This is a genomic window from Shewanella sp. Actino-trap-3 (assembly GCF_002836275.1).
Taxonomy (GTDB): Bacteria; Pseudomonadota; Gammaproteobacteria; order Enterobacterales; family Shewanellaceae; genus Shewanella; species Shewanella psychromarinicola.
The window spans coordinates 1,540,979-1,553,110 of sequence record NZ_PJCE01000001.1 but is presented as its reverse complement, the minus strand read 5'-3'; the positions used below and the strand labels follow the sequence as shown (position 1 = coordinate 1,553,110).

General features: G+C 42.4%; 11 protein-coding genes. 9 read left to right on the top strand and 2 right to left on the bottom strand.

The window, feature by feature from the left end:
• Positions 1 to 487 precede the first annotated feature (487 nt).
• Positions 488 to 1,261 (bottom strand): sulfate transporter CysZ, encoded by a 774-nt coding sequence (gene cysZ / locus CXF80_RS06690; protein ID WP_101032140.1) that lies wholly within the window; start codon positions 1,259 to 1,261, stop codon positions 488 to 490.
• A 160-nt stretch (positions 1,262 to 1,421) separates the two neighbouring features.
• Between cysZ and smc the strand changes: the two genes are divergently transcribed.
• The 8 genes from smc to CXF80_RS06650 all read left to right on the top strand — a co-directional run bounded on the left by smc (position 1,422) and on the right by CXF80_RS06650 (position 11,485).
• On the top strand, positions 1,422 to 4,856 hold the full coding sequence (gene smc, locus CXF80_RS06685) for a chromosome segregation protein SMC (protein ID WP_101032139.1): 3,435 nt from the start codon (positions 1,422 to 1,424) through the stop codon (positions 4,854 to 4,856).
• 21 nt (positions 4,857 to 4,877) lie between these two features.
• Positions 4,878 to 5,927 (top strand): cell division protein ZipA, encoded by a 1,050-nt coding sequence (gene zipA, locus CXF80_RS06680; protein WP_101032138.1) that lies wholly within the window; start codon positions 4,878 to 4,880, stop codon positions 5,925 to 5,927.
• A 101-nt stretch (positions 5,928 to 6,028) separates the two neighbouring features.
• Positions 6,029 to 8,041 carry an NAD-dependent DNA ligase LigA gene (gene ligA / locus CXF80_RS06675; RefSeq protein ID WP_101032137.1) on the top strand — a complete coding sequence of 671 codons (2,013 nt, stop codon included), beginning with the start codon at positions 6,029 to 6,031 and terminating at the stop codon, positions 8,039 to 8,041.
• 54 nt (positions 8,042 to 8,095) lie between these two features.
• On the top strand, positions 8,096 to 8,605 hold the full coding sequence (locus CXF80_RS06670) for a DUF2919 domain-containing protein (RefSeq protein ID WP_101032136.1): 510 nt from the start codon (positions 8,096 to 8,098) through the stop codon (positions 8,603 to 8,605).
• A gap of 166 nt (positions 8,606 to 8,771) precedes the next feature.
• Positions 8,772 to 9,971, top strand: coding sequence for an HD-GYP domain-containing protein (locus tag CXF80_RS06665; RefSeq protein WP_101032135.1), 1,200 nt, complete (start codon positions 8,772 to 8,774; stop codon positions 9,969 to 9,971).
• 27 nt (positions 9,972 to 9,998) lie between these two features.
• Positions 9,999 to 10,805, top strand: a complete 807-nt coding sequence (locus CXF80_RS06660) for an SDR family oxidoreductase (protein WP_101032134.1) — start codon at positions 9,999 to 10,001, stop codon at positions 10,803 to 10,805.
• A gap of 49 nt (positions 10,806 to 10,854) precedes the next feature.
• Positions 10,855 to 11,088 (top strand): RNA-binding S4 domain-containing protein, encoded by a 234-nt coding sequence (locus CXF80_RS06655; protein WP_101032133.1) that lies wholly within the window; start codon positions 10,855 to 10,857, stop codon positions 11,086 to 11,088.
• A 10-nt stretch (positions 11,089 to 11,098) separates the two neighbouring features.
• Entirely contained in the window at positions 11,099 to 11,485 is a 387-nt protein-coding gene (locus tag CXF80_RS06650) for a ribonuclease E inhibitor RraB (RefSeq protein WP_101032132.1), read from the top strand.
• A gap of 105 nt (positions 11,486 to 11,590) precedes the next feature.
• Here the strand turns inward: CXF80_RS06650 and CXF80_RS06645 are convergent, their stop codons facing one another.
• A complete protein-coding gene (locus tag CXF80_RS06645) occupies positions 11,591 to 11,797 on the bottom strand; it encodes a hypothetical protein (protein ID WP_101032131.1) in 207 nt (68 codons plus the stop codon).
• A gap of 94 nt (positions 11,798 to 11,891) precedes the next feature.
• Between CXF80_RS06645 and CXF80_RS06640 the strand changes: the two genes are divergently transcribed.
• On the top strand, positions 11,892 to 12,095 hold the full coding sequence (locus tag CXF80_RS06640) for a hypothetical protein (protein WP_101032130.1): 204 nt from the start codon (positions 11,892 to 11,894) through the stop codon (positions 12,093 to 12,095).
• Positions 12,096 to 12,132 lie beyond the last annotated feature (37 nt).

The window sequence follows — 12,132 nt, the reverse complement described above, 5'->3', positions numbered from 1 at the left end:
TCCACCATTGAGGTTATTTAAGGCTTGCTGCCATACCGATCCATTAACGTCACCATCAAATTCAATGTCTTCATCGATGGTGAGTATGTGAAATAAAACGGCTGGTTAGAAGCTGGCAACGCGGTAAAGAGGAAAACGGCTCAATACTAAAGCCAGTGTAAGGTCGTTTATCTGGAGTAAGTCGTTAGCTGGGATTAAATCGTTGATCACTATTATTGTTGGCAACTCTTTTTCATTTTTATTATTGCCCTTATTATTGCAGACAGTTATCGCAGACAGTTGTCGCAAAAAATGGCGTAAAAGTGGCGTAAAAAAGGCATTAACACCTAGGCCCAACGGGTATTAGAAGTATCGTGAAATTGTCTCGGAATGTTAAATCAGTGCGGGGGATATAATGAAAAAGCCCGATGCTAGGCATTGGGCTTAGGCTGTGCAATCTAGGCGATGACGCTTTGGGCTATTCTTTTATAGATTCGCCCCCTATGGATTAGTCTGGGGCGATAGCGTTATTTTTATAGGCCTCTCGATATTTATCGACCCACATTGCCGTTGCACCACAAATGGCGACTGGCATGACGACAAAGTTAACAATGGGGATCATTGAAAACAGTGTCACAGTAGCACCGAAGCTAAAACTAGACCCCTTGGTATTTCTCAGAGCAAATTTCATGTCATCAAAACTGACTTTATGATTATCAAATGGAAAGTCGCAATATTGAATCGCCATCATCCATGCTGTAAATATAAACCATAAAATGGGTGCTGCGGTTTGACCGACAATAGGTAACCAAAATAAGACTAAAAACAATAATGCTCGTGGCAAGTAGTATTTAAGTTTTATCCATTCTCGGCCAAAAATACGCGGTAAATCTTTAATCATATCGACGGAGTTACCGGTATTTAAGCTTTTCCCTGTGAGGTGTTGTTCTACCTTTTCGGCCAATAAGCCATTAAAAGGTGCCGCAATCCAGTTCATCACTGAGCTAAATAGAAATGACATCACCACTAACATCGTTAATACCGCTAATGGCCACAACAGAAAATTCAACCAGCTTAGATATTCTGGAAGTTGACTATCCATCCATGTAAATAGCTCTGTTAATTGTCCTAGCGCAAAATACATCGCGGAGGCAAATAAGACTAAATTGATCATCAGTGGAATAAAAACAAATGAGCGTAATCCCGGTTGTTTAATTAGTTGAAACCCTTGGATAAAATAATTTACACCACTCTTGTTACCGATTTTCGAATTGCTGACCATTAAGACTGCCTATTTTGTGACTTATATAATTGATTTTGACCAGCCTAGCGCAATAAAACAAGTGATAAACGGTGTCTAAAGGATAAAAATCGTTACAAAATGGATCTCAATTGCTAAAGTGAACTGCTTTTTCCATTTATAGCGTACCTGAACTGGCAACATGAAATTAAAACACATAAAACTTGCTGGATTTAAGTCGTTTGTAGACCCAACTAAAATCCCATTTGATAATGCCTTGTCGGCAATTATCGGCCCTAATGGCTGCGGAAAATCCAATGTGATTGATGCCGTGCGCTGGGTGCTGGGTGAAAGTTCGGCAAAGCAACTACGTGGCGATTCTATGACCGATGTGATTTTTAACGGCTCATCGGCACGTAAGCCTATTTCTGTTGCGGGTGTCGAACTGGTGTTCGAGAACATTCAGGGAAGGCTCACTGGCCAGTATGCCAGTTATCAAGAAATTTCGGTTAAACGACAAGTTAATCGTGATAGTGAATCAAATTATTTTTTAAATGGCCAAAAATGTCGTCGAAAAGACATTACCGACTTATTTATGGGCACTGGCCTTGGGCCGCGTAGCTATGCCATTATCGAGCAAGGTACCATTTCACGCTTAATCGAATCTAAACCTCAAGAGTTAAGAGTGTTTATTGAAGAGGCTGCGGGCATTTCACGTTATAAAGAGCGCCGCCGAGAAACCGAAAACCGTATTCGTCATACCCGTGAAAACCTCGAACGTTTAAATGATATCCGGGTTGAGCTCGGTACCCAGTTAGACAAATTATCGCAACAAGCAACAGCGGCTCTGCAGTATCGAGAATTAAAAAATAGTGAACGCCAGTTACATAGCCAACTATTGGTTATGCGATACCAACAACTGTTGCTGCAAACCGACAGACTCGATGCCGAAACCGCTGAACGTGAGCTCAAGGCTGAAGCGTTAGCAAAGACCGCGCAGCAAGCAGATACCAGTGTTATCGAGCTGAAACAGCAATTGGCAGAACTCAGTGATGCCGAACATAAACTGGTGGAACAGTATTACCAAACCGGTAATACCATCAGCAAACTTGAGCAACAGCTTGCACATCAGCAGCAACAAGACACCCAGTTGCAGCAACAAATTCAACTATTACAGCAGCAGATCCAACAAGCTGACGATAAGATTGTCGATATGAACCATGTTCATCAGCGATTGGTTGAGCAAGTTAATACTCATCAACCCGCTTATGAACAGGCGAGTCAGGCGCTTGAGCAGATCGATGAGCAAGTCTTTGCTATTGAAGAGACGTTTGATGCTCAGCAACGTCAGTTAACCCAGTATGCCGAAACCTTAGCCGCCAATAAAATGCAGTTAGCCCTGAGCCAATCAACCCTCAGTCACCAGCAGCAAAGTTTACTTCAAGACCAGCAGCATTTATCACAATCACAGCTTGAACTGGCGGCGTTAACCCAACAAGATGGGCAACAACAGTTGCAAAGCAGTGCCACAGAATTAGCCAGTATTGAACAACAACTCAATGATAAACAGCTGCAACACAGTCAGCTTGAACTCTCATTAATCGAGCAGCAGCAGGGCGTGACTCAAGCTAGCGATACTTATCAAACACTAAAGCAATCGGTGACTCATCATCATTCACGATTGCAATTTATTGATGAGCTGCTTGCGGATCATACCCAAGATGATGGCCAACAATTATGGCAAGTAATTGAGGTGGTGCCAGGTTGGGAAAAAGCCGTCGACAACGTCTTACAAGGATTAAGTCAATTACCTGTTTTAGCGCTGGACCAAACATCCTTGTTAAGTGTTACAGAACCATTAGTAGGTTTTGAACAGCAACATCAAGTGGTTTATCCCGCATTAACGACCCCGGTAAATTTAGCGCCGTGGTTACAAACAGTGGTGTGGGCGTCGAGTGTCCGTGAAGCAAAAACGATATTGCCGACATTGCAATCTGATCAATATATTGCCACCCAAGAAGGCTTGTTGATTGGCCATGGTTTTGTACTTAACCCTACTCAGTCTGGGCAATCGGCGATTGTCCTAAGCCAAGAACGATTAAGCTTAAGCCAGCAATCAGCCGTGCTTGAACAGCAGCTGTCATCGTCTCAACAAGCGTTAACATCGTTAACCCATATCGCCACGTCAACTCAGGTGGCACTGAGTCAATGCCAACAAAGCTGTCATCAGTTACAGATCCAACAAACAAAACTGCACTCGTTAGTGACCAGTTTAACTCAGCAAATGGTTGAAAAACGCGATAAACAACAACAATGCAGTCAATCAATCGCCAAGCTCGAACAGCAAATATGCGATAAAAAAATGCAAGTAGAGGTCTTTGAAGAACAAGTCTCGACCCAAGAAGATGCATTGTTACTGGCGATGAATCAACACGACGTTGCCCAGCAAGCTTGGCAAACGAGTCAAGCTCAGTTACGTGAAACCAAAGCCATTCGCGGTGATGCTGCTAATCGTGTTAAGCACCAGCAAACACAAGTGCAACAACATGCCACCCAACATGCATTAAGCGAGCAGAAATTAAAGCAACAACATGAAAAACAGACAGAATTAGCAAGCCAATTATCTCAGCTACAACAAATGCTGCTCGACAATCAGCAACAACGAGGTCAACATCATTTAAGCCAATTATCAACACAACTGGCACAAGCTCTTGAGCAACAGCAAGCCCTGCAGCGACAATTACAACAAAATCGTTCCCAACAAGCAGAGCTTCAAACTAGCTTAGACAGTTTAGTATTGATGCAAAAACAACAGCTTGTAGTGTTACAAGACTTGACTCAAGCGATAAGCACGTTAAAGTTACGTCGTGAGGGCTTAAAAGGGCAGACGAATGCGCAGCTGCAATTGCTGCAAGAACAGCAAATTCAGCTACAACAAGTCATTGTCGAAATCCCTGAACATGCATCTGTTGATGTTTGGGCGCAACAGCTTGAAAAAGTAAAACAAAACATTTTACGTTTAGGTGCCATCAACCTTGCCGCCATTGAAGAATTTGAATCGCAACGAGAACGAAAAGCCTATTTAGACAGTCAAGACGACGACTTAAATAAAGGGTTAGCGATCTTAGAAGACGCTATCCGTAAGATAGACAAAGAAACCCGAAGCCGTTTTAAGGCCACATTCGAAACGGTAAACCATGACTTAGGGCTACTATTTCCAAAGGTATTTGGCGGGGGAAAGGCTTATTTGGCATTAACCGGTGATGACCTGCTCGAAACGGGTGTTACTATCATGGCACAGCCGCCAGGTAAGAAGAATAGCACCATACATTTACTAAGTGGTGGAGAAAAAGCGTTAACCGCATTATCATTAGTCTTTGCTATTTTTAGACTGAATCCAGCACCTTTTTGTATGCTCGATGAAGTCGATGCACCTTTGGATGACGCCAACGTCGAACGTTTTTGTCGCTTACTGAAAGAAATGTCACAAAGTGTGCAATTTATTTATATCAGTCATAATAAAATAACAATGGAAATGGCTGATCAACTTATTGGCGTTACTATGCATGAACCTGGCGTTTCAAGGATAGTCGCAGTGGACATTGAAGCCGCCGTCGCCATGGCTGACGCGGTATAAATTAGGAAGACAGGGAATCTAATGAAAGATTTACAACTTGTGTTGTTCGTATTAGGCGCAATCGCAATTATTGCGGTGTTAGTGCACGGTTTTTGGTCGATTCGTAAACAACAACCTAAATCAATGAAGCAAAGTCCGATGGCTGGATTTTATAAAGACCAAGCTGAACGTACAGACTCTGAAGGTTTTGACGCAGATGGTATTGGTAAAGTGCGCGTGCGCAAATCAGATGACATTGAAGAACCCGTTGTTAAGCCGATACTTAAGACCCAGTTAAGCCAAAAATCCAATCCGAGCGAGGCTAGGTTATCGGACACTCCACTACGTGACTCGTTGCGTCAGCCTGATCCTAAAAAGTCTAAGCCTGCCCATGTTGAACCTAAAGCGGCGCACCCCACTCAACAAGCGTTATTTGTTGACGATGAGGTTCAACCCGAACCCACTGCAAACGTGTCAATGAACACCCCTAAAAAGATATTTAATCCTTCAACCAGTACGGCCAAGTTAGAAAGCTACACAGGTAAGCCTACTGTAACCAAACCGGATCCGATTAAGCCAACGGGGCAAGCTGCAGTGCCTAAAGTTGATGCTGAAGTTGATACTGAAGTTGACCCTAGCGTTAACATTAATCCGCCTGCGGATGCGCCTGTTAATGAACTTGCTGAGCCTACCGATGTATTAGTGCTGCATATTGTTGCTAAAGAAGGTGAGCAAATTCAGGGTGCAGAATTACTGCCAAGCTTGTTGTCGCTTAATTTTAAATTCGGTGAGATGGATATTTTTCATCGCCACATTGACAATGCAGGCACGGGCAAGGTGCTGTTTTCACTCGCTAACATGTTAAAACCTGGTATCTTTGACCCAGATCAAATGGAGCAGTTTGTCACTCAAGGCGTGGTGTTATTTATGACATTACCTTGTTATGGCGATCCGTTAATGAACTTTACCATAATGCTGAACTCGGCCTATCAAATTGCCGATGATCTCGGTGCCCAATTATTAGACGGACAACGTCAACCTTGGTCAGATGAGACCAAAAAAGACTATCTACGACGACTGAATGCGGCGTAGGTAGATGTTTTTATTAAGGCCGCAGCAGCGGCCTTAATTGTTTTATGCCTTTACTCTTTATCAAGAATATCACGGTTACAACTCGTATGACGGATACCACAATGCACGCTATTCAAACTGAAATGGATCAACTGACTCACACTATTAATCAACATAATATTCGCTATTACGTTGATGATGCTCCGTCGATACCCGATGCTGAATACGATAGATTAATTAAACGCTTAACTGAGTTAGAGCGTGACTATCCGCAATGTAAAGCCATTGATTCACCGACCCAACGAGTCGGTGGGATGGCCTTACAAAAATTTTCCCAAATTACCCACCTTAAACCGATGTTAAGCCTCGACAATGCGTTTGAGCAAGTTGATTTTGCGGCATTTAACAAGCGCATTATCGATAAAGTCGATAGCACTGAGTATGTTTGCGAACCTAAACTCGATGGTCTCGCGGTGAGTATTACCTATCGTTTGGGCGTTCTTGAACGCGCAGCAACACGAGGTGATGGCAGTGTGGGTGAAGATATTACTGAAAATGTGCGCACAATTAGATCAATCCCACTTAAATTACGTGGTGAAGGATTTCCGGATTTAGTTGAAGTTCGTGGTGAAGTGTTTATGCCCAAAGCGGCATTTGAGGCGTTAAACCAGCGTCAAATCGGTAAAGGCGACAAAGTATTTGTTAATCCGCGTAACGCCGCGGCAGGCAGTTTACGCCAATTAGACAGTAAAATTACCGCTGCACGCGCATTAGGATTTTATGCTTATGCATTAGGCGTGGTGGAAGGTGAATCACAACCGATGCAAACAAGCCATTTTGGCCAGTTGTCTCAATTAAAACAATGGGGCGTCCCGGTCAGCAGTGAAGTAAAAGTGGCAGATTCAGTCGATAAAGTATACGCGTATTATGCTGATATTATGGCCAGGCGCAGTGCGCTTGCCTATGAAATTGATGGTGTGGTGATTAAGGTCAATGACATTGCTAAGCAGCTGACTCTGGGCTTTGTAGCCAAAGCACCTCGATGGGCCATCGCATACAAATTCCCAGCACAAGAAGAAATGACCCTGTTAGAGTCGGTTGATTTTCAGGTAGGTAGAACGGGCGCTGTCACTCCGGTTGCCCGTCTCAAACCTGTATTTGTCGGTGGCGTAACTGTGTCTAATGCCACCTTGCACAATGCTGATGAAATTGCCCGTTTAGGCGTTAAGATTGGCGACACTGTGATTATTCGTCGCGCCGGTGATGTGATCCCGCAAATTGTCGCGATTGTTCCAGAAAAACGTCTCGATGAGGCTCAAGATATAATCTTTCCCGATCACTGCCCTGTTTGCCAAAGTACTGTTGAGCGTTTAGAGGGCGAAGCCACAGCGCGTTGCAGTGGAGGATTATTTTGTGAAGCTCAGCGTAAAGAGGCCATTAAACATTTTGCCTCCCGCAAAGCATTAAATATTGACGGCATGGGTGACAAAATTGTCGAACAACTGATCGATAAAGAATTGGTTAAAACCCCTGCAGACTTATTTAAGCTAACGCCTTCGACTGTCACTATGTTAGATCGCATGGCAATGAAGTCAGCGACTAATATTGTCGCTGCTATTAAAGAGGCTAAAACGACCACGTTGGCGCGTTTTTTATATAGTTTAGGCATTCGTGAAGTTGGCGAGGCTACTGCTGCCAACTTAGCACAACACTTTGCCGATTTTGAGCTGATCTGCAGTGCCAGTGTCGAGCAATTACTTGAAGTGGCAGATGTGGGTGAAATTGTGGCGAAACACATCCGTCAATTTTTTGCTCAGTCCCATAACATTGAAGTGATTGAGCAGCTGCTTAACGCCGGAATTACTTGGCCTGTAATAGAAAAAGCTGATGAGTCGCAATTGAGCCTAAAAGGTCAAACTTGGGTGTTAACCGGTACATTGACGCAACTTAATCGCAATGACGCCAAAGCACGCTTACAGGCATTAGGGGCAAAAGTAGCCGGCAGTGTATCTAAAAATACCGATTGTGTTGTCGCGGGTGAGGCTGCTGGCTCTAAGCTCGCAAAAGCAGAGGCGTTGGGTGTTACTGTGATAGATGAACAAGGTTTGCTGGATTTACTGAATGCATCCAACTAATGCTGATGATATTGATGCTTAATTTATACTTGTGGCCGCCGATAAGAGTTTATTGTGAATTTTAGTAATATTACTTGGCTTGACGATCGCGGCCACATAAAACCACCCTTGTTTTTATATTTGATCCTGGTTTTTTTAGCCCGTGGCTGGTGTATTTTTATTGCATCCTTGACCCAGTTTAATGATCGATCAGGTTTAGTTCGGTTGTTTTATCCTGAAAAAAGCGATTTTATATTGGCCTTAATTACCGGTGTCGGTGCGGTGTTGATTTATGGACTTATTATTGCCGAGCGTAAACGCAGTTGGCCGATATTAATGCCTTTATTTCGATATAGTGGTTGGTTGTTATGGGGATTACTCATTGTTGATGGACTATTTTTATTTCAGCGGATGGTGCACGATGACTATTTGTTTAAAATTAGCTATTCGATTGATGCACTTTTTCTATTTTGGTCAGTCATTTATGTGTTTAAATCAAAGAGGCTATATTACTACTTTGCCGACTGGACAGCAGATGATACCGCAGTAAAAGTTGAAACCTCATCTGATGACGAGATCAAGTAACATACTAAACAATGTACGGCTTGGTATAAATGCTCTATATTAACTGTGATCCAAAAGGTAAAGATGTAAGGCCTTGATACACATAACTCTATTACTGAAAATGTTAGTGTAAGAATGACATTATCATCTTAGCTATAACGTGGCGAATGTGAAAAGGATCAATACTTTGGCTAAAGTCGAATTAACACAAATACCTGTATCGCAAATGGTTATCGGGTTAACCGTTAAGCTGCCTTTGTCATGGACAAGCCATCCTTTTTTTCGCAGTAAAGTTAAGATTGAACAACAAATTCAAATCGAGATGATCAAAGGTCTCGATGTGTCATTTGTGTACGTGGTTGATGGGCATGACTTACTGCCTAAAATTGATGTTCCTGTTGAAATTGAACAGCCCGAAGAAGTCGTTAATCAAGACATTGATTATCGACCATTGGCTAAAAAAAGTATCCGAGTCAGTCAACAGCGATTTTTGAAATCAGTTAATGATATCAGAACGGGATTTGGTAAAATAGTGAGTGATCCCGAAGGCGCTTATCGTGAAACTGCTACGTTAGTCGAAGATTTAGTTGAACATTTGTATGAAAGCGAAACCCCTCACTTAACCTTAGTGAGCAGTGGTGAGACGGATGTGAGTGTGACTCAACATGGTATTTCAGTCGCGGTTATTTCTATGATGATTGGCCACACATTATCACTGCCTAAAAAAGATGTCCGTGACGTTGCATTAGGCAGCTTGTTTCACGATATCGGTAAACTCAAAGTGCCTGATGTTATCAGGCGTAAGCGTGGTGAGTTAAGCGATCATGAAAGTAATTTTTTAAAAATGCACCCTAATTTTGGCCATGAGATGCTTAAGCGGACGGGGTTATTTCCTGACGCTATGTTAGACATTGTGTTGCATCATCACGAGTTTATTGATGGCAGTGGTTATCCTCATCATTTGACTGAAGCCAACATTTTACTCACCACCCAAATAGTGTCATTAGCCAATGACTATGAAACCTTATTACACCAATACCAGACTCCGCAAATTGCACTGGGTATTTTATTTAAAACTCACAGTAGTAAACACAGTGATAATTTGATTTCGGTGTTAGTCAAAATTTTAGGTATCTATCCACCTGGCACTATAGTGCGCTTAACTGACGACAGCATCGCCAAGGTGATGATGACTACCGCCGATGTCAAGCAGCCACATGTGTGGTCTTGTAATGTCAGCGGTGCAGAGCCTAGCTTTCGATTTTTAATTAATGAAGATGTCCAAGTGAAAGAAGTTGTAAAGTTAGATGACTTATCTGATGGGGCAATGAAAACATTGCAAGTTAATAGTCCAATCAGCTTTTACTTCAATAACTTCAATCATTAAGACTTAACGAAGTAATATTGAGAATACATGAACACAATTACCCTTATCGGATGCGGTTGGTTTGGTTTTCCGCTCGCCACACAATTAATGAAACAAGGTTTTCAGGTTAAAGCGTCAAAACGTCATCCTGATGATTTAGCTCAATTACAGCAAGCTGGTATTGAGGCTTATCAATTAGATTTGGCGAATGTGACTACCCAGGTAAAAAAGGCGACTTTATTCGATGCTGACGCCATTGTGATTAACTTACCGCCAGGACTGCGACGAGGTGAAACTGACTATCTTGGCTATTTAACCCAGTTGAAAAATTTGATGGGTGAACGCCAATATCAAAAAGTTATTTTTATCAGTTCCACTGGGGTCTATCCGTCGCTAAATCAAACGGTAACCGAACAAGATGCTGGCGCATTTAATGATACCAGTGACACCTTATTGCAAGCTGAAGCCATATTTTCAGCAATGGCAAATAGCTGTGTTGTGCGATTTTCAGGCTTAGTTGGACCTAAGCGTCATCCTGGACGTTTTTTTGCGGGTAAAACCGATGTTAGCGGCGCTAATGTAGCGGTTAACCTAGTGCATTTAGATGACTGTATTGCAGCCGTTAGCTTGATCCTTTCACGTACGGATACGTTACCGATTTATAATCTCGCAGCAAATGAACATCCTACTCGTGGAGCGTTTTATGCTGCCGCCGCCGAGCATCTTGGATTAATTTCCCCGCAGTTTAATCAGCAGCAACAGCCAAGCAAAATTATCGACGGTCAATTAATCAGTCATCAATTAGGGTTTCAATATGCGTTTAGTAGCCCATTCAAAATGCTTGATGCTTGCTAAACTGGCATAGGCTATAATAGCCAGCATATTTGATTAAAAGGCGATTATTGTGACGACTCAAACTCAAGCGTTTGCATTACTTCAAGGTGATGAATTCGTAGAACTGTACAAAGTACTAAAGGTACTCGGTTTAGTGAACGGCGGTGGCGAAGCAAAGCATGTCATTACTGAAGGTCAAGTTACCGTCAATGGTGACGTTGATACTCGTAAACGTAAAAAGTGTGTTGTTGGCGATATAATTTCGTTCAATGACGCGACAATTGAAATTGTTCCTGCAGACTAAGGATTGATAAATGCAATTCCCAGACGATGATAATGGCCAAATGTTGGCTGCAATGGCTGATGCCGGTATTGACCTTACTCAATCAATAGAAGTAGATTTCTTCTTAGTGTTTGATGACCAACGTGATGCCGAATCGGCGTTAGAAGCATTAAGTCAAACCGACATGCAAGGTGAGCTTGAGGTTAACTTTGATGAAGAAAGCACTAAGTGGGAAGTGATTGTTTGCCTGCAAATGGTACCTGATTACGCAGCACTTGTTGCCAAAGAAACTGAGTTAAATAGCTTTGCGCAAGAGTTTGACGGTATTTCTGATGGTTGGGGCGTAATGCAAAACCAAGCTAGCGATAGTGAATTTGCTGATGATGACCATGTGCACAGCGAGCATTGCAAGCACTAACATCGCCATCACTAAAGATTGATTTATTGAATGAATCATTCAATAAATCAAAAAGCCGTTAATGCCCAGCATTAACGGCTTTTTGATGATATAAAGCGACAGAGTTTAGTCATCTTCTTTTATGTCATTAATGACTTCTTTGGTTCCGTGACCAATGGCCTTGACGGTATCGCGGGTCCCGTGACCGATTGCAGTGGTCACTTTTTTGGTGGTGTGACCAATTTCTTTGCCAGTGTGTTTTAATTCAGCGCAAGCTGACAAGCCCAGAACAAGGCTTATCGACAGCAGTATTACGACGACTTTTTTACACATTGTAGTAGCCTTATCAATAATCTAAGATGAGGTATCATCAGCAACGTCGTTGCTATTTCAGCATAACGCGCTTGATGGTTAAAAGGGTAACATCATGAATTTAAATGCCACATTGATTGGTCAAATTATTTTCGTTTTAACCTTGGTTGTGGTGTTCTTTACCTTAAAGTTTGCCAAAGGTAAAACCCCTAATTTACCGTTAGTTGGTTTTTACGCCATAGTGTTAAACGTTATTTTTGCGCCCGCAGGGTGGATATATTGCTGGTATTGGTCAACCAAACCATTTTTACCCAAATAAACCCAAACTCAAGAACATCACTAGCAGTTAACTTGGG

Excerpts from the sequence above, each read along its gene's own strand:
- cysZ (WP_101032140.1), bottom strand. The coding sequence starts at position 1,261 with ATGGTCAGCAATTCGAAAATCGGTAACAAGAGTGGTGTAAATTATTTT.
- smc (WP_101032139.1), top strand. The coding sequence starts at position 1,422 with ATGAAATTAAAACACATAAAACTTGCTGGATTTAAGTCGTTTGTAGAC.
- zipA (WP_101032138.1), top strand. The coding sequence starts at position 4,878 with ATGAAAGATTTACAACTTGTGTTGTTCGTATTAGGCGCAATCGCAATT.
- ligA (WP_101032137.1), top strand. The coding sequence starts at position 6,029 with ATGCACGCTATTCAAACTGAAATGGATCAACTGACTCACACTATTAAT.
- CXF80_RS06660 (WP_101032134.1), top strand. The coding sequence starts at position 9,999 with ATGAACACAATTACCCTTATCGGATGCGGTTGGTTTGGTTTTCCGCTC.
- CXF80_RS06650 (WP_101032132.1), top strand. The coding sequence starts at position 11,099 with ATGCAATTCCCAGACGATGATAATGGCCAAATGTTGGCTGCAATGGCT.
- CXF80_RS06645 (WP_101032131.1), bottom strand. The coding sequence starts at position 11,797 with ATGTGTAAAAAAGTCGTCGTAATACTGCTGTCGATAAGCCTTGTTCTG.
- CXF80_RS06640 (WP_101032130.1), top strand. The coding sequence starts at position 11,892 with ATGAATTTAAATGCCACATTGATTGGTCAAATTATTTTCGTTTTAACC.